This is a genomic window from Sphingomicrobium aquimarinum (assembly GCF_039655735.1).
In the GTDB taxonomy this organism is placed as follows: Bacteria; Pseudomonadota; Alphaproteobacteria; order Sphingomonadales; family Sphingomonadaceae; genus Sphingomicrobium; species Sphingomicrobium aquimarinum.
Genome location: NZ_JBBYXH010000001.1, coordinates 311,391 through 336,871 on the forward strand (window position 1 = coordinate 311,391; position 25,481 = coordinate 336,871).

Consider the following 25,481-nt stretch of genomic DNA (forward strand, 5'->3'; position numbering starts at 1 on the left):
ACCGCAGTCGCCCCGCCGCGTTGACATCGCGCCTTCAATCCCTAGGTCGCGGGACAAGCGAAAAGGAAAAGATTCATGGGATACAAAGTCGTCGTCGTCGGAGCGACGGGAAATGTCGGCCGCGAAATGCTCGCCATTCTCGCGGAGAGGGAGTTTCCCATCGACGAGGTTGCCGCCCTTGCCAGCTCGCGGTCGGCAGGGGAGCGCATCGACTTCGGTGACAAGGGCGAGGAGCTCAAGGTCAAGAACATCGAGCATTTCGACTTTGCGGGCTGGGACATGGCGTTGTTCGCAGCCGGTTCGAAAGTCAGTCAGCAATATGCTGAAAAGGCAGCAAAAGCCGGTTGCACCGTCATCGACAATTCGTCGCTGTTCCGGATGGACCCCGACGTTCCGCTCATCGTGCCCGAGGTCAATCCCGAGGCCATCGACGGCTACAAGAAGCGCAACATCATCGCCAATCCCAATTGCTCGACCGCGCAGATGGTGGTGGCGCTGAAGCCCCTTCACGATGCCGCGATCGTCAAGCGTGTCGTCGTTGCCACCTATCAGTCCGTTTCGGGCGCGGGGCGCGAGGCGATGGACGAACTCTTCAAGCAAAGCCGCGACATCTTCGTCGGCGATCCCGCCGAGCCCGAGCTTTTTACCAAGCAAATCGCTTTCAACGTCATCCCGCACATCGACGATTTTCTCGATGACGGGTCGACGAAGGAAGAGTGGAAGATGGTTGCCGAGACGAAGAAAATTCTCGGCGCGAAGATCAAGGTCAGCGCGACCTGCGTGCGCGTGCCGGTCTTCGTCGGCCATGCCGAAGCGATCAATGTCGAGTTGGAAAACGAACTGCCCGCCGAGGAAGCGCAGAAGCTGCTGCGCGAGGCTCCGGGCATCATGCTCGTCGACAAGCGCGAGGACGGGGGATACGTCACGCCCGTCGAATGCGTCGGCGACTATGCGACCTTCGTCAGCCGCGTGCGGGACGACAGCACGGTCGACAACGGCCTGTCGCTCTGGTGCGTGTCGGACAATCTGCGCAAGGGCGCAGCCCTGAATGCGGTCCAGATCGCCGAACTTCTCGGTCGCAAGCATCTGAAAAAAGCATGATCCAGGATCCCGGCAAGGATCGCCGCGCGCGCGAGGGGCTCGATGCCGTGACCTGGCTGTTGCTCGGCAAGTTTGTGCGCCGCTGGGGCGTGATCCTCGCGGTCACCCTCGCGCTCGGACTGATCGAGCCGCAGCTCATGCCGATCTTCTATGCCGCGCTCGCCTTTGCCGGCATAGTTGCGCTGATCATTATGGGTACGCGCCGCACGATCGCCAACAAGCTTGCGCAAGGCGCGCCGCACACGATCGACACGGATGCGCATGAGGTCGTCGATGACGCGACCCTGATCGACGTCAGTCCTGAGCGCGACCGATGAGCGCCGCGACGCGCTGGACCGCCTCCGATGGCTTCGATCTCGCCTATCACGTGATTGGCGAAGGCGCTCCCGTCGTCCTGCTCCACGGCCTGTTTTCGAACGCCGAGACCAACTGGATCAAATTTGGTCACGCCGATCGCATCGCCGCCGCCGGCCACCGTGTCATCATGCCCGACCTGCGTGCACATGGGTCGAGCGAGGCGCCGGTCGACCCTGCGGCCTACCCCGACGGCATCCTCGGTCGCGATCTGGAAGAGCTGGTCGGCCATCTCGGCCTTATGCCGGGCACCTATGACCTCGGAGGCTTCAGCCTGGGCGCGCGTACGGTCGTTCAGGGAATAGGCGAGGGGCTGCGCCCGCGCCGCGCGATGCTGTGCGGCATGGGGCTCGAAGGCCTGACCGGATGGGCTGGGCGGCAGGCCTTCTTCATGGGCGCGATCGACCGCTACGATCTCGCCAAACGGGGCGATCCCGACTTCATGGCAATCGCCTTCATGAAAACAATGGGTATCGAGCGCGAGGCCGCCCGGCTGCTGCTGCCGAGCTTTACCGACGCGAAGGAATCCTGGCTGGATGCTTTCACGATGCCCACCGCCGTCATCTGCGGCAAGGACGACCGCGACAATGGCGATCCACAACTGCTGGCAAAACGGCTTCCCGATGCGCGGGCCATCGCCATTCCCGGCACCCACATGTCGAGCGTGACCAAAAGCGAACTTGGAGAAGCGATCGTCTCGTTCCTCGACGCTTGATTTCGCCTCGCCAGCGGCGCACTCTCCGGCGCGAACGGTTCCTCAGGAGAGTATCATGATCAAGTTTTCGGCTTCCGTCTCGCTGGCGGCTCTCATGCTTGCGGGTTGTGCCACGTCCATGGATCGCGACATGGCGACTGCCAGCGACGCGGCACCATCATCCCTCGAAACGGCAGACCTCGATCATCCGCTGACCCCGGCCGGTGCGCAGGCGTTCGTCGAGGACGTCGAGGCCGAATATCTCGCTCTGTCCGACATCTCGAGCCGCGCCGCCTGGGTGAACAACACGTATATCACCGACGATACCGATCAGCTGGCCGCCTATTTCGGCACCATCTTCACCGAGAAAGGCGTCGAATATGCAACCAAGGCCGCACAATATGCCGAGGTCGATGGCCTCGACTATGACACCGCTCGCAAGCTCGACATCATGCGCGGCAGCCTCACCCTTGCCGCCCCGACCACCGACGGCGCGGCCAAGGAACTCAACGACATCTCGACCAAGTTGAATTCGCTCTACGGCAAGGGCGAGGCCGAACTGAACGGCGAGAGGATTTCCGGCAACGATGCCGAAGCCTTGATGGGGACCAATCGCAATCCCGAGGAGCTCGCCCAACTCTGGCAGAGCTGGCACGAGAATGTCGGTCGCCCGATGAAGGACGATTATGCCCGCATGGTCGCGATCGCCAACGAGGGCGCCGAGGAACTGGGCTTCGACGATACGGGCGCGATGTGGCGCTCGGGCTATGACATGACGCCCCAGGAATTTTCGGCGATGTACGACCGGCTCTGGGGCGAGGTCGAACCGCTCTACAACGACCTTCATTGCTATGTGCGCTCGGAGCTGTCCGACCATTATGGCGAGGACGTTCAGCCCGACGATGGCTATATCCGCGCCGATCTTCTGGGCAACATGTGGGCGCAAAGCTGGGGCAATGTCTTCCCGTTGGTCGCGCCCGAAGGCGCCGGCGACATCGGTTATGACCTGACCGACCTCATCGTCGAGAGCGGGATGGACGAGGTGGAAATGGTTCGCGCGGGCGAGCGCTTCTACACCTCGCTTGGCCTCGATCCGCTGCCCGAAAGTTTTTACGAGCGAAGCCAGTTCGTCAAACCGGAAGGACGCGATGTCGTCTGTCACGCATCCGCGTGGGACCTCGACAATGTCGATGATCTGCGCATCAAGATGTGCATCAAGCGCAACGCCGATGATTTCGTGACCATCCATCACGAATTGGGTCACAACTATTATCAGCGTGCCTACAACCAGCAGCCCTATCTCTATCTCAACGGCGCCAATGACGGTTTCCACGAAGCCATCGGCGACTTCATCGCTCTGTCGGTAACGCCCGAATATCTCGTGCAGATCGGGCTGCTCGACGCCGACAAGGTGCCGAGTGCTGACAAGGACATCGGGCTGCTGCTCAATCAGGCGATGGACAAGGTCGCCTTCCTGCCGTTCGGGCTGCTGGTCGACAAATGGCGCTGGGGCGTCTTCGACGGGTCGATCACGCCCGCCGATTACAATTCGGCCTGGGTCGGCCTCAAGCAGCAGTATCAGGGCGTGACGCCGCCTGTCGCCCGCAACGATGCGATCGATTTCGATCCGGGCGCCAAGTATCACATCCCCGGCAACACGCCGTATGCACGCTATTTTCTCGCCCACATCTTGCAGTTCCAATTCTACAAGGCGGCCTGTGAAATGTCCGGTTGGGAAGGGCCGCTTCACCGTTGCAGCTTCTACGGAAACGAGGAAGTCGGTCGCCGTCTCGACGCGATGCTCGCGATGGGCGCATCCAAGCCTTGGCCCGACGCCCTCGAGGCCTTTACCGGCAACCGCGAGATGTCGGCCGAGCCGATGAAAGAATATTTCGCGCCGCTACAGGCATGGCTCAAGCAGCAGAACGCGGGCAAGAATTGCGGTTGGAACCGTAGGTAGTCTGGGGAGAACCCTTGCGGGCGCGGTCGCTTAGTAAGCGATCGCGCCCGTCTTGATCTGTTCCTCGACGTCTTCCGCGGTCGCCTGTTCGAGGCGATCCAGCTTGATGCGCTGGCGGATGGCGAGAAAACTTCCGGCGGCTGCCACCAGTGCGCCGCCAGCTGCTGCGACAAGATAGGGATGTTCGCTGACACCCTTTCGGACAGCTTCGGACAAAGTGGGGTTGGCTTCGCTCATCGATCGATCCTTCTGTTCGTTCCCTGCGCCAACGCGCCGACTCGCTTGCAGGTTCATGACATTGGAATCAAAAGCGCCGCCCTCCACAGGGGAAGGCGGCGCCCTTGAAGAAGATCGCTGCGATTTACGACTGCGGATCTTCGTTCAGCTCTTCGACCTTGTTCACGATGTCGCTGTCGACACCACGAGCGGTTCCGAAGGCCGTTCCGGTTTTGCTTTTCCTGTTGAGGAGAAACGCACCGGCGCCAGCGGCTGCGACCACGCCACCGGCGATGGCAGCGCTCGTCTTGGGATTGTCGCGGATCGTGCGGTAGGACGAGCCGACGAAGTCGTCGCGCTGCTCCAGGTTCTGCTTCGTATTCTCGAAGCGGCCACTGGTCGTGTTCGTCTGGTCGAGCGTGTTTACGGGTTGCTTGGTCATGATCGATATCCTTTCGCGAGATTTATAATCGTTTCGTCTTACCAACGCTTGGATACCGGGCGCGCTCCACGTTTCGTCGTAAGCGCGCCCCCGCTGACCGATTAGAGCTGCCCGAGCAGCGTTTCCGCGCCGGAAACCTCGTAAGCGCCGGGTTCCTCGACATTGAGCTGCTTCACGACACCGTCCTCGACCAACATCGAATAACGCTGCGAGCGCTTCCCCATGCCGAACCCCGATGCGTCCATCGTGAGACCGAGCGCTTCAGCGAAGTCTGCATTGCCGTCCGCGAGCATATCGATGTCGTCACTACCGGCCTGACGACCCCATTCGCCCATCACGAAGCCGTCGTTCACGCTGGTCGCGGCAATCTGGTCGACGCCCTTGGCTTTCAGATCCTCGGCTTTCTCGACGAAGCTCGGGAGATGCTTTGCCGAACAGGTCGGAGTGAAAGCGCCCGGCACCGCGAACAGCGCGATGGTCTTTCCGGCGAAATAGCTTTCGCTGCGAACCGGGACGGGACCCTCGGGGGTGGCGAGCGAAAGCGCGACGTCGGGAATCTTGTCGCCGATGGAAATGGTCATGTTGCTGATCCTTCTCGTGATAGGAAAATTCGAAATGCAAAGCGGATGGTCGCCCTAGCTGTTCCAATGGGGTGCGGCTCGCCGGGGTTCAACCATTCGGTGTCCCGCACGTTGAGGCCGCATGACCCATGACCAACCCGCCTTTCTGACCGGCCGCCTACTGATCGCCATGCCCGGAATGGGCGATCCGCGCTTCGAGCGTGCCGTCATTCTCATGGCTGCACATGACGAGGACGGGGCGTTGGGGATCGGCATTGGCAAAGAAGCAAGCGCGATCGATTTCGGAGACCTGCTCGAAAATTTGGGCGTCGAGGGCAATTCGGCGCCGCCCGCACCGATCCTCGAGGGCGGGCCGGTCGAGCCGAGCCGCGGGTTCGTCCTCCATTCCGACGATTGGGGCGGGCAGGACACGGTGCGCATCGCCGATCTGTGCAGCCTGACCGGTACGCTCGACGTGCTGCGCGCGCTCGGCGAGGGGAGGGGGCCGAGCGATTTTCTTGTTGCGCTCGGCTATGCCGGGTGGGGCCCCGGCCAGCTCGACGACGAAATGACGCGCCACGGCTGGCTCGTCGCCGATGCTTCGCGCGAACTCCTGTTCGACACCGCTCCAGCAGAGCGTTGGGCGCGCGCCATGACGTCGCTCGGCATCGATCCGGCCGCACTGGCCGCCGAGACCGGCGCGGCCTGAGCCGCAGGGGGTTCGCCGCCGCGTCGTGCACGCGTTGCAAGCGCATGGCACCTCGGCTAGGGCGCGGGCGAAATCGAAATTCGTGGAGAAGAACGTGACCGATTACATCGTCAAGGACCTGTCGCTCGCCGATTACGGGCGCAAGGAAATCACCATCGCCGAAACCGAGATGCCGGGCCTGATGGCGCTGCGCGAGGAATATGGCTCCGAGAAGCCGTTGAAGGGCGCGCGCATCACCGGTTCGCTCCACATGACGATCCAGACCGCCGTGCTCATCGAAACGCTCGTCGCGCTTGGCGCCGATGTTCGCTGGACCACCTGCAACATCTATTCGACGCAGGACCATGCCGCTGCTGCAATCGCCGACCAGGGCATCCCCGTCTTCGCCGTGAAGGGCGAAACGCTCGCGGAATATTGGGACTATGTCGGTCGCACCTTCGACTGGGGCGAGGGCACCTGCAACCTGATCCTCGACGACGGCGGCGATGCCACGATGTTTGCGCTGTGGGGCGCGCGGGTCGAAGCGGGCGAACAGCTTCCCGAGCCGGCCAATGAGGAGGAGCGCGAGTTCAACAAGGCGCTCAACGCGTTCCTCGAACGCAAGCCGGGCTACCTCACCGAGACCGTCAAGAACATCAAGGGCGTGAGCGAAGAGACGACCACGGGCGTCAATCGCCTTTACCAGCTCGCCAAGAAGGGGCTGCTTCCCTTCCCCGCGATCAACGTCAACGACAGCGTCACCAAGTCCAAGTTCGACAACAAGTATGGCTGCAAGGAAAGCCTCGTCGACGGCATTCGCCGCGGCACCGATGTGATGATGGCGGGCAAGGTCGCCTGCGTCGCGGGCTATGGCGACGTCGGCAAGGGCTCGGCGGCCTCGCTGAGCGGTGCGGGTGCGCGCGTGATCGTGACCGAAATCGATCCCATCTGCGCGCTGCAGGCGGCGATGGACGGCTTCGAGGTCGTGACGATGGAACAGGCCGCCCGGCGCGCCGACATCTTCGTCACCACGACAGGCAACAAGGACGTCATCACCGTGGACCATGTCCGCGAGATGAAGGACATGGCGATCGTCGGAAACATCGGCCACTTCGACAACGAGATCCAGGTGGAGGCGCTCGAGAATTTCAAGTGGACCGAGATCAAGCCGCAGGTCGACATGATCGAGAAGCCTGACGGCAACCGCATCATTCTCCTGTCCAAGGGCCGTCTACTCAACCTCGGCAATGCGACCGGTCACCCGAGCTTCGTGATGAGCGCGAGCTTCACCAACCAGGTGCTGGCGCAGATCGAGCTCTTCAAGCGTGCCGAACAGTATGGAAACGACGTGCACGTCCTGCCCAAGCATCTCGACGAGAAGGTCGCGGCGCTGCACCTTGAAAAGCTCAATGTCGCGTTGAGCGAGCTGTCGAAGGAACAGGCGGACTATATCGGGGTCGACCAGCAGGGTCCGTTCAAGCCCGAGCATTATCGATACTGATCGGCAGGCCACGAAGAAATAGGGAGGGCGTCGCGTTGCGGCGCCCTTTCCTCGTTTCTATTCGATCAAACGCGACATCGACCAAAGGCCGTAGTCGTTCGACAAATGACATTTGTCGTCAACCTGTCGTTCATGTGTCACAAATGACACAGCGTTCGACTTTGTCCCGTTTTGCGCTGCAACGCGATTTCAATTCGCCGCTCTTTCAGTAGGTTGCCCCCACTGATTTCATTCATTTGGGGTTTTATCGACATGCGAATCACTCGAACCAAGGCCTTGGCGGGTAGCTCCGTCGCCGCGCTCTCCGCGCTGCTGTTTACCGGCACCGCGCACGCTCAGGACGTGCCCGATCCCGAAAATTGCGCGGTTATTGCCGACGAAGAAGAGAAGCAGGCTTGCCTCGAGCGTCTCGACGCGGTCGATCCGCTGACCCAGTCGGGATCCGCTGACACGCTGCCCGAGGACGCCGAGCGTACGCAGGCAGTGAGCGAGGACGCGATCGTCATTACGGGTTCGCGCATCCGTCGCGACAACTTCACCGCGACCGACCCCATTCAGGTAATCAACCCCGAAGTCGCGCTGCAGGAAGGTGACGTCGAGACTGCGGATATTCTGCAGCAGTCGCCGCTCGCTGCGGGCTCGACGCAGATCACCGCAGCACTTTCGTCGAACTTTGTGACCGATGGCGGTCCCGGCGCGCAAACGCTTTCGCTGCGCGGCCTTGGTGCCCAGCGTACGTTGGTGCTCGTTAACGGGCGTCGTGCCGGTCCCGCAGGTACGCGCGGTTCGGTGGGTCCGTTCGACTTGAACGTCATTCCGTCATCGCTGATCGGTTCGGTAGAGATCGTGAAGACCGGCGCCTCGTCAATCTACGGTTCGGACGCCATCGCGGGCGTCGTCAACCTGATCACCGACACCGAGTTCGATGGTCTCGAACTCGATCTCTTCTATTCGCCGACACAGGAGGGGGGTGCTGACCAGTTCCGTGCCTCTGCAGCCTTCGGCAAGACATTCGATCGCGGTCATTTCCAGATCGGTGGCGACTATTTCAAGCGCAGCGCGCTGAAGCGCGGCGACCGGGACTTCCTTGCTTGCGGCGAAGAGTATCTCTTCAACCGCGATGGCAGCCAGCGCGTCGACGTGAACGACCCGCGCACGGGCGAGCCGCTGTGCGGAAACACCTATGGGCCGGTCATTCAGGTTTACGATTATCCTTTCCTAGTCGGCGCCACAGGAGAAGGCTACGTATCGCCGTTCTTCAATCCCAATGGCGGTCAGATTCAGTTTAACGATCCGGGTGATCGTTTGGACGAATTCCTTTCGCCCGTGGGTGCGTTCGCTCCGGGGTACTATGAAACGAGCATCCCGATTGCGGCATTCCGGAATGGATCGGTGCCGTTCGAATATTATCAGAACGCCTATGCGCTCCTGAATGATGAATCGCCGCGGACCCTCGAGGTCGATGTCTATCCCGAGATCGAGCGTTACACCGCCTATGCGGACGGCGCGTACGAACTGGCCGACGGGATCGAATTCTTCGCCGAAGGTCTTTACAACAAGCGTAAGACGAACAACACCGACGAACGCCAGCTCTTCTTCTTCCAGTATACGCGCGATGCCTTCATCACGCCGCAGGTTCTCGGGGACCCCGCGATCGGTGACCCGGTCACCTCGATCCGAGGGGACTTCCTGGTACGTCCGATCGTCCCGTTCCTCTACGACAGTTCGCAGGAGGTCGATTACTATCGCGGCGTCGCGGGACTTCGTGGCGACTTTGCGGACTTCGGCATGGACGGTTGGTGGGAAAACGCCTTCTACGACTTCCATGTTCAGTACAGCTATTCGGATGGCGAATATCGCAACGATCAGGTGGCGCAGGATGCCGTTGATCTGGTCGAATTCCGGCAGCAGGCCTGTAACGGACGTCTGACCTCGTATCGCGGTGTTCCCTGCGTCGATATCGACTTTGCCGATCCGCGTATCCAGAACGGCGAGTTCAGCCCGGAAGAAGAAGCGTTCCTGTTCTTCGAAACGGTGGGCAAGACGACTTACTCGCAGATCAACAGCGAATTGATCTTCGGCAACGAGCTCACGACGCTTCCTGCGGGCCCGGTCGGCTTCGTGGTCGGCGTTCAGGCGCGCCGAGACGAGATTAACGATGTTCCCGATCAGGCGGTTCAAGATGGTCAGAACTGGGGCTTCACTCAGGCCCAGATCACGGCCGGTAGCTTTACAAGCTACGAGGCGTTCGGCGAAATCGAGGTACCGGTTCTCGCGCAGGCTGCGCCGTTCCAGTACGTTGCTCTTTCGGGTGCGGCGCGTGTGACGAATAACGAGTATGAGCGCATCGATGGTCTCTCGTACTCCGAAAAAGGCAATTTCACCTACAAGCTCGGCGTGAATTGGGAGGTCAACGACCTGCTTCGCTTCCGCGCCTCCTATGGTACTTCATACCGTGCGCCGGCCCTGTTTGAGGCCCTACTCGGACGGGAAACCGGGTTCGCGACGCCGGGTGACCCTTGCCTCAATGTTCTTGTCCCGGAGAATCCGAACCCCACCTATGTCTCGCGTTGTGCGAACGAAGGCGTCGATCCGAATTTTATTCGGGGCGGTAGTTCGGAAATTTTCTCGATCGGCGGTATCGAGCAGGATCTGAATTCGGAAACGTCCGACGCGTTGACCCTGTCGGCGGTTTTGACCCCACGTGACCTTCTATGGCGCGGTGCGGACCTCAGCCTTGCACTCGATTATATCAAGATCAAGGTCGACGATCAGATCGGCCAGTATGGCGCGGGCTTCATTGTCGCGGCCTGCTACGATCCCGAGCGTCCGGAAAACAATCCGTTCTGCGACCTCTTTACGCGTGGGCAAAGCATCCGGAACCCGTCGCTTCTCGGCCAGATCGAGTTCGTCGATAACCCGTTCGTCAACATTGCCGCGCAGCGCAACGAGGCGATCGACGTGAGTGGACGCTTCACTCAGGATCTCGAAGAGTACGGTCGTCTTTCGATCAATGCCCTGATGAGCTGGCAGCTCACGTCGGAAACGATTGCCATCGATGGCGCTACGCCCATCGATAACACGGGTGAGGTTGGACAGCCCGACTGGATCGGCGATTTCAACGCGACGTACGCCCTCGACAATTTCTCGATCAACTACGGCCTCGACGTCATCGGCGGTGCCAACGACGAGGAAGACATCATTGCGTCGATCGGCACGGGTGACGTTTGCTTCAATTCGACGCTGCGTAGCGCGGACGGGAGCGGCCCGATCGAGGCCTGCCCGATCTTCAAGCTCGAACCGACCTTCTATCACAGCCTGTCGGGCACTGCCCGCGTGCTCGATCGTTTCTCGGTGACGCTTGGTGTGTCGAACCTCTTCGATACGCGTCCGCCGCTGGTGTCGACGGTTGTCAGCCCGTTCTCGACCTTCGGTCAGGCTCCGGCATTCGCGTCGCAGTACGACTATCTCGGCCGTCGCTTCTTTGCCAACGTCCGCGCGACGTTCTAAGAAGCAGCCGACTTGGCAGGAATTTGGGCGGGGAGCTTCGGCTTCCCGCCCTTTTTCTTTGCGCTGAGAGCGTTATAGCGGATCGACACGCGGGGACGTCCGTCTCCCGTTCGATGGAGACCCATGAGTCACGATCTCATTGTCCTGATTGCCTTGACGCTTCTCGTCGCCTTGGCGCTCGGGGTGGTGGTGGTGGGACATCGGAGGATGGCCAGGGCCGCTGCGATTCTCGACGCAGCGCAATCGCTGACCGATTTGTCGGAACGCTCGCCTGCCCGACCGTTCGTTCTCGCCCCTGACGGCACACTCGAGCTCGACAGCCAGCTGAGGAGCGTATTTAAGCTCGATGCGGACCCCTCGTCACTGGAAGCGCTTGGCGAGGGTGGAGTCGTCCCCCCGGAGGAAATCGGTGCGCTAACCGCCTCGATCGACCATTTGCGCCGCGGCGGAAACGGCCTCGATACCACCATCGAAACCGTCGACGGACGGATTTACGCGGTCCGCGGCGAACTGACCGGCGCGGGTGGGACACCGGGCGCGATCCTCGGCTGGGTGATCGACATCTCCGAGAGCGAGGAGCGCAAGCGCCGGCTCGCTCGGCGGCTCGAGCAGACCGAAGCGGCGCTCGACAGCCTCACGCATCTCATCGAGAGTGCGCCGTTTCCGATGTGGTACCGTGGCCCCGATCTCAGCCTCGGCCTCGTCAATTCGGCGTTCGTGGCGGCGGTCGAGGGTGAAGACGCGGCCGACGTCATCGCGCGCGGGGCCGAGCTGGTCGATGGCACCGGCGAGAAGAGCGCACGCGGCGGCGCCATCGCGGCGATCGAAGCCGGCAAGCCGTACTCGCGCACGCAGCCCGCGATCATCGGGGGAGAGCGGCGCATTCTCAGGCTCGTCGATGTGCCGCTTCCGAGCGGCGCGGTGGCCGGGTTCGCCGTCGACATCCAGGATCTCGAAGACGCGCGATACCAACTGGCGCAGAACATCCAGTCGCAGCGCGAACTGGCCGACCGTATGGCGGCCGGCGCCGCCCAGTTCGACCCCGACGGCAGCCTGTCTTTCTACAACCAGCCCTTCGCGATCATGAGCCAGCTCGATACCGACGACCTCGACGAGGGTATTCCCTTCGAACGGTTGCTCGATGCGATGCGCGAGCGTGGTCGCGTTCCAGAAGTGCGCGATTACCCGAGCTGGAAGGCAGAGCGACGCGACTGGTTCACCGCTACCGAGGAGCTGATCGAGGAAGACTGGATCCTCGCCAACGGGGACCATTTGCGCGTCGTCGGCCAACCGTTACCGAACGGCGGCCTCAGGCTCATCATGGAAGATCGTACCGAGCAGGTGCGGCTTGCAAGCGCGCGCGACACCCTGCTTCGTGTTCGCGCCGCGACTTTCGACAATCTCTTCGAAGTCGTTAGCGTCTTCGCCTCCGACGGTCGCCTGTACCTCTGGAACCGGCGATTCTCGCAGCTCTGGGGGCTCGACGAGAGCTGGCTTTCGGAACATCCACGTGTCGATGAACTCGTGCCCGCCATGGCACAGCGACTGGTCAATCCGACCGAGGCAGCGCAGGTGCGCGAACTCGTCCGCTCGACGACCAGCGGGCGCAAGGCGGGATCAGGGCGCATCAACATGACCGACGGTCGCAGCTTCGAGTATAGCGCCGTCCCTCTGCCGGACGGCAACGCCCTCGTGACCATGGTCGACGTCACCGACAGCCTCCGGATCGAAAGCGCTCTTCGCGAGCGGGCCAAGGCGCTCGAGGAGGCGGATAAGGTCAAGACCGACTTCGTCGCCAATATGAGCTACGAGCTGCGCACGCCGCTGACGTCCATCGGGGGCTTCGGGGAAATGCTTGCGGCAGGCTACGCAGGCGAATTGTCGGAGGCCGCGAACGAATATGTCGCGGCCATCCTCCAGTCGGTCGAACGGCTTTCCCGCCTTGTCGATCGCGTCCTCGACCTGACCCGCACCGAGGGCGGCGCGTTGCAGCTCGAGAAGGAACGGGTCGATCTGGCCGGTCTTGTGCGAACCGTCGTGAAGGGCTTCGGGTCTCGCGTTTCGGAGAACAAACAACAGCTGGACGTCAGGGTCGAACCCTCGACAGGGAACGTCATGGGCGACGTACGGCGGTTGCGCGAAGCGGTCGAGAACGTGCTCGCGAACGCCGTCGCGCATGCCGGGCATCGATCCCATATCGCGATCGAAGCTGCGGGTAACGACGACCATGCTTTCATCACCGTTTCGGACGATGGGCCCGGCATCGAGGCCGCCGAGCAGGCGCAGGTGTTCGACCGCTTCCACCGCAGTGCGGGCGGGGAGCGGGGCGAGGCGGCGCTGGGGCTCGGGCTTCCGTTGACGCGCCAGTTCATCGAGGCACACGGCGGGCGCGTCGAACTCGTGTCGGCTCCGGGCGAAGGCACGGCGGTGACACTCGTCATCCCGCGCGAGACGGCGTGAAGCTCGTCGACGAGGCGGCGACGCGTGCAGCGGGCGCTTCGCTCGCAGAAGCGCTGCGGCCGGGCGACATCGTGACGTTGTCAGGCCCTCTCGGCGCGGGGAAAACCGCTTTTGCGCGCGGCTTGCTGCAGGCGCTTGGTCATCGAGGCGAGGTCCCCAGTCCCAGTTTCGCAATCGTGCAGCCGTACGAACATCTCACACCGCCCGTCTTCCATGTCGACCTTTATCGCGTCGAGGCGGAGGATGAATTGCTGGAGCTTGGTCTCGACGACCTGTCCGACGCCATTCTTCTCGTGGAATGGCCCGAGATCGCGGGGCGATGGGATCATGCCTTGGCCCTGTCGATCGAGCCCGATCCGCAATCGGGCGCGCGTCGCTTGACAGTGAAGGCGCCTGCGTCTTGGAAAGACCGATGCCCGCTGTCATGACCCCACCCACTGCCGCTCCCGCTTTTCTCGACGCCAATGGCTGGGGAGGGGCCTCTATCTCCCCACTGGCGGGGGATGCTTCGTTCCGCCGCTACTTCCGCGTCGATCATCCCGAGCTCGGCCGTGCGGTCTTGATGGACGCACCGCCCGAGCATGAGGATTCGCGCCCCTTCATCGCGATCGCCGAGCATCTCGACGCCCACGGCCTTCGTGCGCCGCGCATCCTTGCGAAGGATCTCGATGAAGGACTGTTGCTGCTCGAGGATTTCGGCGACCGCCGGGTCAACCCCGTCCTCGAAGAAGGAGAAGCGGACGAGGAACAGGTCTATGCACAGGCCGTGGACACCCTCGTCGAGCTCGGTCGCCATCCTGTGCCGGCGTTCGTGGACCCGTACGATGAACCCATCCTCCTGCGCGAGGTCGCGCTTTTTCCCGAATGGTATATGCCCGCCGTCGGTCTCGATTATCAGGATGACGGCAGCTTCGAGCGGGCATGGAAACAGAGCTGGAAGGACGTCCTCGAACGCACCGGACGCGACCCGGTCCTTGTCCTTCGCGACTATCACGCCGACAACCTGATGCTCCTCGATGGCGGCGAGCTTGGACTTCTCGACTTTCAGGACGCGCTCGGCGGTCATCCCGCCTACGATCTCGTCTCGCTGCTGCAGGACGCGCGGCGCGATGTCGACCCGGAGCTGGAACGCAGAATGCGTGACCGCTTCGTGCGCGATGGCGGTATTGAAGATCGCGACGGCTTCGAGGCGGAGTACGAGGTGCTTGGCGCCCAACGAAACGTCAAGATTCTCGGCATTTTCACGCGCTTGTGGAAGCGTGACGGCAAGCCGCATTATCTCAAGTGGCAGCCGCGCGTGTGGCGACTCGTCGAGCATAATCTTCGTCATCCCGCCCTCGCGCCGGTCGCCGAATGGTTCGACCGCCACATCCCCTCCGACAAGCGTGCGGCGGCGTTCGAGGAACATGCCGAATGAAGCGCTCGGCTCTCAGCTTTCGACCGAACGTGGACGCCCCGATCCCGGACACGGCGATGGTGATGGCGGCGGGGCTCGGGAAACGCATGCGCCCACTGACCGCGACGCGTCCGAAACCGCTGGTCGAGCTGGCGGGCAGGCCGATGATCGATCACGTCCTCGATCGCCTCGAACGCGCCGGGGTGAAGAAGGCCGTCGTCAACGTGCATTATCTGGCCGATTCGCTCGAAGGGCATCTAGACGCGCACAAGGGGCTGGAGATCCGCATCAGCGACGAACGGGACCAGTTGCTCGAAACCGGCGGCGGGCTCGTGAAGGCGCTGCCGCTCATCGACAGCGATCCCTTCATCGCCTGCAACAGCGACAATTTCTGGGTCGACGGGCCCTGCGACGCCCTGCGCCTGCTCGCCAGCCAGTGGGACGCCGAGCAGATGGATGCGCTGCTCCTGCTCGTTCCCCACGCCCGCGCCTACAATCATAAGGGCCTGGGCGATTTTCACCTCGACCGCGCGGGACGCGTGCGGCGGCGCGGCGGGAATCGCGTGGCGCCGTACGTCTTCACCGGCATCCAGATCGTGTCCAAGCGCCTGCTGCGCGATGCCCCGGAGGGCAAATTCTCCACCAACATCCTTTGGGACCGCGCGATCGAGGAAGGTCGCCTCCATGGCGCAGTCCACCAGGGTTTGTGGTTCGATGTCGGCACCCCTGAGGCCATCGGACGCACCGAGGCCGTGCTCGAGCATGAGTGAGGCGCCTTCGCGCCCTGCGGTCTATTCGATCCCGCCCCATCGCAGTTTCGCCGATGCGCTCGTCGCGGGCATCCTTGCGCGCCAGCGCTCGCCGCTCGAACTTGCGCGCGGTCGGATCCTCTTGCCGACCAATCGTGCTGTCCGAACCGTGCGCGATGCGTTCGTACGCGCATCGGGAGACGGTCTGCTACTTCCGCGCCTGATCGCGATCGGCGATCCCGAGTTGGGCGACACCATCGGCGGCGCGCTTGATCCCATCGATGAAGCGCCGCTCCCTCCCGCCATCGATCCCAACGAACGCGTGTTCATCCTCGCCCAGTTGCTGGCGCGTCAGCCCGGCACCTCCACCGTCAATGCGCTCCGCGAGGCGGCCGACCTTGCGCGTACGATCGATCAACTGCTCATCGAGGAAGTCGAACCCCGGGAATTGCGGTCGCTTGCCGAAGACAGTGCCGACCTCAGCGATCACTGGGCGCGACTGTTCGCGAGACTGGACGTCATCTTCGATGCCTGGCCACATCTTCTCGCGGAGCGCGGAGTGATCGACATGGCGGACCGGCGCAACCGTCTGATGCGCCGTCTTGCCGAACGCTGGAAGAAATTGCCGCCTGAGGGGTTCACCATTGCCGCCGGGATCACCACCACCGCGCCCGCCGTGGCCACACTGCTCGCCAGCATCGCCCGCCTGCCCGAAGGCCGCGTCGTGCTGCCCGCGCTCGCTCGTGAACGCGAGATGCCCGAAGAAGAATGGGCGGCGCTTCGGCTCGACCCGAAGCTGGTCGACGACGCGCCGACCTTTGCGATGCTCAGCCATCCCCAATATCATCTCCGCCTCCTGCTCGATCGGATGGACGTTGGGCGAGGGGAGGTCCGCGACTGGCACCGACGAGGCTATGCAGCCGCCGAGCCCGAACGGAGCCGGGCCGTTCTCAATGCGATGACCGCTGCACGTTTCACCGACAAGTGGCAGTCGCTAGGCCCCGAGGATCGCAAGTTCGGGAACGGTGTCAGGGCGGCCGTGTTCGCCGACCCGGCTTCCGAAGCGACGGGCGTGGCGATCGAGATGCGGCGCGCACTCGAAGAACCGGGGAAAACCGCAGCGCTCATCACCCCCGACCGCGGCCTGGCGCGACGCGTCAGCGCCATCCTCCAGCGCTGGGGCGTGATGGTCGACGACAGCGCTGGGCAGGCGCTAGCCCTGACGCCTCCGGGTCGCCTCGCCATGTTGCTGCTGGAAGCCGTCGAAGACGATTTTTCTCCGATCCCCTTCATGGCGCTCGTCAAGCACCCGCTCGTCGGAGGCGAGGCGCGCGCGCGCGGAGACTGGCTCCGCGCGGTCCGGCGTCTCGATTTCGCCTTGCGCGGTCCGCGTCCGGCGCCCGGCCTCGAGGGCATTGCCAGCACCATCGAAAATCGTGACGCGAGACATCGCGAGGACGATCGGGCAGCGCTTTCGCTGATCCGCGAGCCGATCGAGGCCGCCTGCCGTGAACTGTCGGCGGCGACCAGTATCGGCGCGCTCGCCGCAGCACTGCGCACCGCCCTGACGCATCTCGCCGGGGATGCCGCGTGGAGTGGTGCGGCGGGCCGCGAATTGTCGAGCCTCATCGCGGATCTGGAGCGATCCCCGGCAGCGCGCGGTCTCTCGATCCAAGCTGACGAACGAACCATCGCCTGGCGCTCGCTGATGCAGGGCCGCACGGTCCGGCCACCCTATGGAGGACATCCCCGCCTCCAGATCCTCGGTCTCTTGGAAGCGCGTCTCGTGCAAAGCGACCTCATGATCCTCGGCGGCCTCAACGAGGGAAGCTGGCCGGCATCGCAAAACAGCGACCCGTGGCTCGCACCGCGCCTTCGTCGTCGGCTCGGGCTGCCGGGCCTCGACTATCGCGTCGGCCTTGCGGGCCATGACTTCATGAGCGCCCTCGGCGCGCCGCAAGTCCTTCTGACCCGCGCGGCACGAGACGAGCGCGCTCCGACCATCGCATCGCGTTTCTGGCTCCGTCTGGAAGCCATGGCGGGCAGCCTCCCACGCGACACGACGCTCGAGCGCCTTGCCTCCACGATCGACCGGCCATCCTCAGTGCAACCCGCCGAGCGTCCCGCGCCGGACGTCCCGGCGGAGCATCGTCCCAAACGGCTTTCGGTCACGTCGGTCGAACGCCTGCGGGTGGATCCCTTTGCCTTCTATGCCAGTCACATCCTGCGGCTTCGTGCGCTCGATCCGCTCGACAGCCGCCAGATCGCAGCCTGGCAGGGGAGCCGTGTGCACGAGTGGCTCGAGGATTGGCTCGAGCAGGACGGTGCCGACCCCGAAGCGCTTCTCCCCGGGCTGGAACGCCTTCTGGCGCGCGATGACGTGCACCCCATGCTTCGCGCCCTATGGGGAGTTCGTCTGCGGGAATCCGCGCGTTTCCTCGCGGAGGAGTTTGCGGCCGACCGCGCCGCGGGCCGGATGGCATTTCGTGCCGAGCAGAGGGGCGAGGCGCCGATCGCGGGCGTCCGTCTATATGGCATTGCCGATCGCATCGATCGCTGCGGCGAAGACGCGCTTGCCATCGTCGATTACAAGACCGGCAGCAAACCCACCAGAAAGGCGCTCAACGCGCATTTTGCGATGCAGCTCGGGCTTTTGGGACTTATCGCGCAGAAAGGCGGCTTCCCCGATGCGGGGTCACACCCGGTCGCGCTGGAATATTGGAAATTCGCCAAGAAAGCCGATCGCTTCGGTGAACGGATGAGTGCCACGCGTGAAGAGGTCGACGATTACCTGTCCGCCGTCCACGCCACATTCGCCGGCCTTGCCGACGCTTATCTCCATGGCACCGAGCGGTTCGTCGCCAAACTCAACCCCGCCTTCGCTCCCTACGGAGACTACGACCAGCTCATGCGCCTCGAGGAATGGTATGGTCGTGCCTGAGCGCGCTGCGAAAAGCTCAGCTTTGGGAGTCGTCCCGGTCCCTCTTGCGACGGTTCGCATAGAGAAGCGCCGCCGCAATCGCGGCCGAGCCGATGCCGACCGCGACGCCCGCCTTGCGGATCGTCTTGTCGCGGGAGGTGCCGGAAGTGGTTTTGTCAGGATCATTCTTGTCTGTCATGGCGTCGATGTAAGCGCGCGGGAAACGAATGCAACGCCTTTGCGGAAAGCCGTGCGATGAACGACGTCAAACCGCTTCCAAGGCTTGAAGGCGCCCAGGCCCGCGCTTCCGATCCTGCGCGACACGCCTCGCTTTCCGCGTCGGCGGGGACGGGCAAGACGACCGTGCTCACCGCACGCGTGTTGCGGTTGTTACTGCGCGGGGTGCGGCCCGACGCCATCCTCTGCCTGACCTTCACCCGCGCGGCCGCCGCTGAAATGGCCAACCGGATTCATGAACGGCTTGCGATGTGGGTTCGCATGGACGAGCAGGACCTGCGTTCGGACCTCACCAATCTTGGCGAAAGCACGCACGACGATACGCTCGCGCTTGCCCGCCAGCTGTTCGCGCGACTGCTGGACACGCCGGGTGGCCTGCGCATCGAGACGATCCATGCTTTTTCGCAGGGGCTGCTGGCCGCTTTCCCCGCCGAAGCCGGCATCGCGCCCGGGTTCGAGGCGATCGACGATATCGTCGCCGATGCCCTCGCGGGAGACGTCCTTGCCGACCTTTGCGAAAGTGCGTCGAAGGGCGAGGGTGCCTTTCTCGGTCACCTCGAAGCGTTGAGCCTGCGTATGGGACAGCAGGGCGCCGAGACGTATCTCAAGCGCTGCGCCGCTTTTCCCTCCGCCTTCGAACGGCTCGAGCTGGAAGATCTAGGCCGATTCCTGCGGCAAGAAGCGGACTTGCCGGAAGGCGACGCCGAGGCGATCCTCGAGGACCAACTCGCCAACCTGGACCGGGCGTTGTTCGACCGCCTGATCGACGCAAATGTTGCTTGGGGCAGCGGCAAGAAGGCCACCGCTATCGTCGAGAACCTCCGCGCTTTCGCGACGGCGACGCCAGCGGATCGGGTGGCTTTGTTGCCAAGTCTGTCGGATAATCTGCTGAAGAAAGCGAACAAGCGGCCTTCGCGCGAGATCTGCACGCCTGCCGCCAAACAGCTCGCAGCCGAACCGGATTATGCCGAGCTCGTCGAGCGTTTCGCAGACTGGTATCTACCGCTCGTCAATCTCTCGGCGCGTCTCGAATATCTCGACGACCTCGAGGCTGCACTTGCTGCGGGCCGATCGTTCGTGGCGGCATATGGCGCTGCCAAGCGTGCGCGCGGCTACGCCGATTTCTCCGATCTCATCGCCTGGACATTGCGCCTGCTGGCACAACCCGGGATCGGCGACTGGATCCGCTACAAGCTCGATGCGCGCGTGGATCATATCCTCGTCGACGAGGCGCAGGATACGAATGCCGACCAATGGCACATCATCCGATCGATGGCGGACGAATATTTCTCCGGCAATGCCGAAACGGAAGACCGCTTTCGCACCCTTTTCATGGTCGGCGACTTCAAGCAGGCGATCTACGGTTTCCAGGGCGCACAGCCCCGCCAGTTCGTCGCCGCGCGCAATCGTTTCCGCGAGCTCGCCGAGGCTGCGCGCCATCAAGAGCCGATGGCGCGTGCCTTTGCCGATCTTACCGTCGCACGCAGTTTTCGCAGCGCGCCTGCCGTTCTCGATCTGGTCGATCGGACGATCGAGACCGTCGGCTACGAGGCGATGGGCCTCGATCGTCCCCCGGTTCGCCACGAACCCCGAAGCCTGGAAGATTGGGGCCGGGTCGATCTCTGGCCGGCTTTCGCTCTCGACGAGGAAGAAGTCGCCGACGAGGAAGGCGAGGAGGATTGGCTGGATGTTCGCGACCGTCAGTTCGCCACCCGCCTCGCCGACAAGGTCGCTGCAATGGTCTCGCGCGACGGGGTCGATCCGGGAGACATCCTCATCCTTCTTCGCCGCCGCAGCGAGCTCGCCTCGTTGCTGGTCGCACGTCTCTTCGCGGCAGGGGTACCCGTGGCCGGAGTGGACAGGCTGTTCCTTTCCCGTCCGCTTGCCGTGCAGGATCTGCTCGCGGCGGTGCGGTTCGCAACGCAACCGCTCGACGACCTGTCGCTCGCCTGCCTTCTCGTCGGCCCGCTGTTCGGGTGGAGCCAGGAGGAATTGCAGGGCCTCGCAATCAATCGCGGCGGGGCGAGCCTCTGGACGCAACTGCGCGCGGCGGACAGTGACAAGGCCCGCACGGCAACCGCCGCGCTGGCGGACATGCTGCGCATGGCAGACTATGTAGCCCCGTCGATCTTCCTCGAGACGATCCTGTCCGGCCCGTTGCAGGGTCGCCGCAAGCTGATGGGGCGTCTGGGCGAGGATGCCTGCGATCCGATCGAGGAATTGATCAACAACGCCATCGCCTACGGACGCGCCGAAACCGTGTCGCTCGACGGCTTCCTGTACCGCATCGAAAGCGAGGAAACCGAAGTGAAGCGTGAAGCGGACGGCAAGGGAGAACGGGTGCGCGTAATGACCGTCCATGGGGCAAAGGGTCTGGAAGCGCCCGTCGTCATCCTCGCCGACGCGACCTGGGACCCCGAGGCGGGTGGCGGGCAGGGGAGCGTCGTTCTTCCGCTGGGCACGGTCGGCGACCTTCCTGTGCCGCGACCGCGCAAGGACGAGCGTGGCGCGCCCTTCGACGCGGCGCTCGATGCACTGGAAGAGCGCGAGCGCGAGGAACATTGGCGCTTGCTTTACGTCGCGCTTACCCGCGCGGCCCGGCATCTCGTCGTCGCCGGCACGCTTCCCCGACCGCGTGGCGCGAACGGCGTAGCCAGAGTTGCGCAGACCAGTTGGCACGCACAGGTCCGCAGCGCGATGGAGACGATGGATTGCGCCCCGCTCGAACTCGACTGGGCCGGCGAGGGCTTGCGATACGAGACGGGTACGCGGAAGTCTCGAGCCGGCTCATCGGACCGAACGGCCGCTCCCGACGAGGGTCATCCCGAGTGGCTGCACGCCGCCGCGCCCGCCGAAGCCCGGCCACCTCGTCCTTTGCGACCCTCGGCGCTGCCGAACGAGGAAGATCTTGTCTATCCGCCTCCCTCGCCCTCGCAGCGCGGTGCGATGGAGCGAGGTATTCTGATTCATGCCCTGCTCGAGCGCCTTCCGGCCGTCGATCCCGGGGCGCGCGCCGCCGCCGCCGACCACTGGCTTCGGCACGCACGGGGCATCGAAGAGCCGGCGCGTCGCCGCGACCTCGTGACGGCCGCGCTCGGCGTGATCGACGATCGTGCCTTCGCCTTCCTCTTCGCGCCAGGGTCGCTCGCGGAAGCACCGCTGACCGCGACGCTCGACGACGGCAATGTGGTTGCCGGGATCGTCGATCGGCTGCTTGTCGAGGACGATCGCGTGGCGTTCGTCGATTACAAGACCGGCGCGCATGTTCCGGCCTCGATCGAGGAGATCCCGGTCGCCTATGTCGCGCAGGTCGAGGCCTATGCCTCGGCGTTGTCGCAGATCTTGCCCGGACGGCGGATCGAAGGATATCTCCTCTACACCGCGGGACCCACGCTCTTTCCCATGGGTTGAGAACGACGAAACCGATCCCATATCGAGTTTCAACGCAAATTTTTTCTTCTTAGGAGAGTATCCATCATGGCGACCAAGGCCGTTACCGACGCAAGCTTCGAAGCCGACGTACTCAACGCGGACAAGCCCGTACTCCTCGACTTCTGGGCCGAGTGGTGCGGACCTTGTCGGATGATCGGCCCCGCGCTGGAGGAAATCTCGGACGAGCTTGCCGACAAGCTGACGGTCGCCAAGATCAACATCGACGAGAACCCCGAAACGCCGGGCAAGTTCGGCGTTCGCGGCATCCCCACGATGATCCTCTTCAAGAACGGTGAGGCGGCTGCGCAAAAGGTCGGTGCCGCGCCGAAGGGGCAGATCCAGCAGTGGGTCGAGGGCGAGCTCTAGGCCAGGCTCACCGAATGCCACTTTGATTGACGAAGGGTCGGGTCGCTCCTACATCGCGCCCGACCCTTTTCTTTTGTAGCGACGGGCCATCGAACGCCGTCACAACCGCCCATTTCACAAGGATTTTTCGATGATTGCGGGCCTTGCCAAATCGATTTTCGGTAGTTCCAACGACCGCGCCGTCGCCAAGATGCGCAAGAGCGTCGAGACGATCAATGATCTCGAGCCGCGTTTCGAGGCGATGAGCGATGAGGAACTGCAGGGCATGACCGCGCAGTTTCGGGACCGACTTGAGGCGGGCGAGAGCCTCGACGACATTATGGCCGAAGCCTTTGCGACCGTTCGTGAAGCTGCCAAGCGCACCCTCGGCCAGCGTCACTACGACGTTCAGATGATCGGCGGGATGACGCTGCACCAGGGCAAGATCGCCGAGATGCGCACGGGCGAGGGCAAGACCCTTGTCTCGACGCTGGCGGCCTATCTCAACGCGCTGCCCGGCAAGGGCGTGCACGTCGTCACCGTCAACGACTATCTCGCCAAGCGCGACGCCGAATGGATGGGCAATGTCCACCGCTTCCTCGGCCTCTCGGTCGGCGTCATCGTTCCCAACATGATGGAGCCTGATCGGCGCAACGCCTATAAGGCCGACATCACCTACGCGACCAACAACGAGTTGGGGTTCGACTATCTTCGCGACAATATGAAGATGAGCCGCAGCCAGATGGTGCAGCGCCCCTTCAACTTCGCGATCATCGACGAGGTCGACTCCATCCTCATCGACGAGGCGCGCACCCCGCTGATCATTTCGGGTCCCACCGACGACAAGTCCGATCTGTACGTCAAGATCGACGAGCTGGTGAAGCGGCTCGTGGAAGAGGATTACGAGAAGGACGAGAAGCAGCGCAGCGTCGTGCTGACGGAAGACGGCACCGAGAAGATGGAGCGGATGCTCGAGAGCGAGGGGCTGATCGAAGGCTCCAACCTCTACGACGTCGCCAATACGCAGGTCGTGCATCACGTGACCGAGGCGCTGAAGGCCAACGTCATGTTCCGCAAGGACACCGATTATGTCGTCAAGGACGACAAGGTGATCATCATCGACGAATTTACCGGCCGCATGATGGATGGGCGTCGCTGGTCGAATGGCCTGCACCAGGCCGTGGAGGCCAAGGAAGGCGTCAAGATCGAGCCCGAGAACCAGACGTTGGCCTCGATCACCTTCCAGAACTATTTCCGCATGTATCCCAAACTGTCGGGCATGACCGGAACCGCGCTCACCGAGGCGCCCGAATTTCACGACATCTACGGCATGGAGGTCGTCTCCATCCCGACGAACCTCCCCATCCAGCGTGTCGATGACGAAGATGTCTTCTACAAGACCATGGGTGAGAAGTTCGACGCCATCGCCGACGAGATCAAGGAACGGCAGGATGCTGGGCAGCCCGTCCTGGTCGGCACGGTGTCGATCGAGAAGTCGGAGATGCTCTCGGAGTTTCTCGACAAGAAGGGCATCGAGCACAGCGTCCTGAATGCGCGCCAGCACGAGCGCGAGGCGCATATCGTCGCGCAGGCCGGCCGCATCGGCGCCGTCACCGTCGCCACCAATATGGCGGGCCGCGGGACGGACATCCAGTTGGGCGGCAACGTCGACTTCCGCGTGGGCGACGAACTCGCCGAGATGGAGGACGGGCCCGAAAAGGACGCCGCGATTGAGCGGATCAAGGCGGAGGTCGCCGAGGAACGCGCTAGCGTGAAGGAAAAGGGCGGCCTCTACATTCTCGCCACCGAACGCCACGAGAGTCGTCGCATCGACAACCAGTTGCGCGGCCGCGCGGGGCGCCAGGGCGACCCGGGCCGCAGCCGTTTCTACCTCAGCCTCGACGACGATCTGCTGCGCATTTTCGGGCCCCAGGCCGCGTTCGCCAAATTGATGAACAAAAATCTCGAAGACGGCGAGGCGATCACCCATCCGTGGATCTCGAAGGCCATCGAAACCGCGCAGAAGAAAGTCGAGGCGCGCAACTACGACGTGCGCAAGCAGGTCGTCGAGTTCGATGATGTGATGAACGATCAGCGCAAGGTCATCTACGAGATGCGCGCCGACGTGATGGACGCGGATACCGTCGGCGACGTCGTCGAGGACATGCGTCACGACACGATCGCGGGTCTTGTCACGCATCACGCGCCGCTCGGCACCTTCCCCGAGCAGTGGGATATCGATGGGATGAAAACCTCGCTCGACGAGGTTCTCGACCTCCATCCCCCAGTCAACGACTGGCTCGAGGAAGACACGGTCGATCAGGAATTGTGGATCGAGCGGATTGCCGAACTTGCCGACGCGAAGATGACCGACAAGGTCAAGGACGCCGACCCCGATCGCTGGGGCCAGTGGGAAAAACAGACCGTCATCCAGTCGCTGGACAGCAATTGGAAAGAGCATCTGTCCACGCTCGATGCCCTGCGCCAGGTCGTCCATCTGCGCTCCTATGCGCAGAAGAAGCCGATCGATGAATATAAGAAGGAGGCCTTCCTTCTGTTCGAACGGCTGCTCGTCACCATCCGCGAGGCGGTTACCAAGTCGCTGATGCGCGTGCGTGTCGAGATCGAACCGCCGCAGGCCGCGCCGCCGCCCGAGATGGCGCTGCCCGACTTCATCACGTCGCACTTCGACCCCTTCTCGGGTGACGACAATACCGCCGACATCGACGCCGCCACCGGCTCGATCCTGTCGAATATTCCGCCGCGCCAGTCGCCGCGTCCCGCTTCGCCCAAGGAAGTCATGGACGCCGCACCCGCCGGCGAATTCACCCCGCCATCGAGCCGCAATGCACCGTGTCCGTGCGGTTCGGGACGCAAGTACAAGCATTGTCATGGCACGCTCGTCTGAGGTTCCCC

The 25,481-nt window shown here is 63.2% G+C and carries 19 protein-coding genes; 15 read left to right on the forward strand and 4 right to left on the reverse strand.

Going from position 1 to position 25,481, the window contains the following annotated elements; genetic code table 11:
- Positions 1-75: 75 nt before the first annotated feature.
- From WJS89_RS01690 to WJS89_RS01705, 4 genes are all read left to right on the forward strand, one after another.
- Positions 76-1,101, forward strand: coding sequence for an aspartate-semialdehyde dehydrogenase (locus WJS89_RS01690; protein ID WP_346339199.1), 1,026 nt, complete (start codon positions 76-78; stop codon positions 1,099-1,101).
- Positions 1,098-1,418, forward strand: a complete 321-nt coding sequence (locus tag WJS89_RS01695) for a hypothetical protein (protein ID WP_346339200.1) — start codon at positions 1,098-1,100, stop codon at positions 1,416-1,418. The genes WJS89_RS01690 and WJS89_RS01695 overlap by 4 nt, the downstream gene beginning before the upstream one ends.
- Positions 1,415-2,170, forward strand: coding sequence for an alpha/beta fold hydrolase (locus tag WJS89_RS01700; protein ID WP_346339201.1), 756 nt, complete (start codon positions 1,415-1,417; stop codon positions 2,168-2,170). Before WJS89_RS01695 ends, WJS89_RS01700 begins: the two co-directional genes overlap by 4 nt.
- A 94-nt stretch (positions 2,171-2,264) precedes the next feature.
- Complete coding sequence (locus tag WJS89_RS01705; protein WP_431993766.1) at positions 2,265-4,109, forward strand: M2 family metallopeptidase; 1,845 nt, start codon at positions 2,265-2,267, stop codon at positions 4,107-4,109.
- A gap of 30 nt (positions 4,110-4,139) precedes the next feature.
- Here the strand turns inward: WJS89_RS01705 and WJS89_RS01710 are convergent, their stop codons facing one another.
- The 3 genes from WJS89_RS01710 to WJS89_RS01720 all read right to left on the reverse strand — a co-directional run bounded on the left by WJS89_RS01710 (position 4,140) and on the right by WJS89_RS01720 (position 5,348).
- Entirely contained in the window at positions 4,140-4,346 is a 207-nt protein-coding gene (locus WJS89_RS01710) for a hypothetical protein (RefSeq protein ID WP_346339203.1), read from the reverse strand.
- Positions 4,347-4,470: 124 nt separating this feature from the next.
- Entirely contained in the window at positions 4,471-4,767 is a 297-nt protein-coding gene (locus WJS89_RS01715; protein WP_346339204.1) for a hypothetical protein, read from the reverse strand.
- A gap of 101 nt (positions 4,768-4,868) precedes the next feature.
- Positions 4,869-5,348, reverse strand: a complete 480-nt coding sequence (locus WJS89_RS01720; RefSeq protein ID WP_346339205.1) for a peroxiredoxin — start codon at positions 5,346-5,348, stop codon at positions 4,869-4,871.
- 121 nt (positions 5,349-5,469) lie between these two features.
- Between WJS89_RS01720 and WJS89_RS01725 the strand changes: the two genes are divergently transcribed.
- The 8 genes from WJS89_RS01725 to addB all read left to right on the forward strand — a co-directional run bounded on the left by WJS89_RS01725 (position 5,470) and on the right by addB (position 18,572).
- Entirely contained in the window at positions 5,470-6,036 is a 567-nt protein-coding gene (locus WJS89_RS01725) for a YqgE/AlgH family protein (protein ID WP_346339206.1), read from the forward strand.
- Between the two features lie 82 nt (positions 6,037-6,118).
- Entirely contained in the window at positions 6,119-7,516 is a 1,398-nt protein-coding gene (ahcY, locus tag WJS89_RS01730; RefSeq protein ID WP_346339207.1) for an adenosylhomocysteinase, read from the forward strand.
- 252 nt (positions 7,517-7,768) lie between these two features.
- The gene (locus WJS89_RS01735; RefSeq protein WP_346339208.1) at positions 7,769-11,026 is read left to right on the forward strand and encodes a TonB-dependent receptor domain-containing protein; all 3,258 of its coding nucleotides are present in this window, start codon (positions 7,769-7,771) and stop codon (positions 11,024-11,026) included.
- Between the two features lie 123 nt (positions 11,027-11,149).
- A complete protein-coding gene (locus WJS89_RS01740) occupies positions 11,150-13,486 on the forward strand; it encodes a sensor histidine kinase (RefSeq protein WP_346339209.1) in 2,337 nt (778 codons plus the stop codon).
- Positions 13,483-13,914: a tRNA (adenosine(37)-N6)-threonylcarbamoyltransferase complex ATPase subunit type 1 TsaE gene (gene tsaE, locus WJS89_RS01745; protein WP_346339210.1), complete on the forward strand. Its 432-nt coding sequence runs from the start codon at positions 13,483-13,485 to the stop codon at positions 13,912-13,914. The genes WJS89_RS01740 and tsaE overlap by 4 nt, the downstream gene beginning before the upstream one ends.
- On the forward strand, positions 13,911-14,903 hold the full coding sequence (locus WJS89_RS01750) for an aminoglycoside phosphotransferase family protein (protein WP_431993767.1): 993 nt from the start codon (positions 13,911-13,913) through the stop codon (positions 14,901-14,903). The genes tsaE and WJS89_RS01750 overlap by 4 nt, the downstream gene beginning before the upstream one ends.
- Entirely contained in the window at positions 14,900-15,652 is a 753-nt protein-coding gene (locus WJS89_RS01755) for a nucleotidyltransferase family protein (RefSeq protein WP_346339212.1), read from the forward strand. The genes WJS89_RS01750 and WJS89_RS01755 overlap by 4 nt, the downstream gene beginning before the upstream one ends.
- Positions 15,645-18,572, forward strand: coding sequence for a double-strand break repair protein AddB (addB, locus tag WJS89_RS01760; RefSeq protein ID WP_346339213.1), 2,928 nt, complete (start codon positions 15,645-15,647; stop codon positions 18,570-18,572). Before WJS89_RS01755 ends, addB begins: the two co-directional genes overlap by 8 nt.
- 16 nt (positions 18,573-18,588) lie before the next feature.
- Here the strand turns inward: addB and WJS89_RS01765 are convergent, their stop codons facing one another.
- Entirely contained in the window at positions 18,589-18,750 is a 162-nt protein-coding gene (locus WJS89_RS01765; protein ID WP_346339214.1) for a hypothetical protein, read from the reverse strand.
- Positions 18,751-18,806: 56 nt separating this feature from the next.
- Here WJS89_RS01765 and addA point away from each other — a divergent pair, with 56 nt between their 5' ends.
- The 3 genes from addA (at position 18,807) to secA (ending at position 25,473) form a co-directional block, all read left to right on the forward strand.
- Positions 18,807-22,199 (forward strand): double-strand break repair helicase AddA, encoded by a 3,393-nt coding sequence (addA, locus tag WJS89_RS01770; protein WP_346339215.1) that lies wholly within the window; start codon positions 18,807-18,809, stop codon positions 22,197-22,199.
- 66 nt (positions 22,200-22,265) lie between these two features.
- Positions 22,266-22,586 (forward strand): thioredoxin TrxA, encoded by a 321-nt coding sequence (trxA, locus tag WJS89_RS01775; RefSeq protein ID WP_346339216.1) that lies wholly within the window; start codon positions 22,266-22,268, stop codon positions 22,584-22,586.
- A 130-nt stretch (positions 22,587-22,716) separates the two neighbouring features.
- Positions 22,717-25,473 (forward strand): preprotein translocase subunit SecA, encoded by a 2,757-nt coding sequence (gene secA, locus WJS89_RS01780; protein WP_346339217.1) that lies wholly within the window; start codon positions 22,717-22,719, stop codon positions 25,471-25,473.
- Positions 25,474-25,481: the final 8 nt, after the last annotated feature.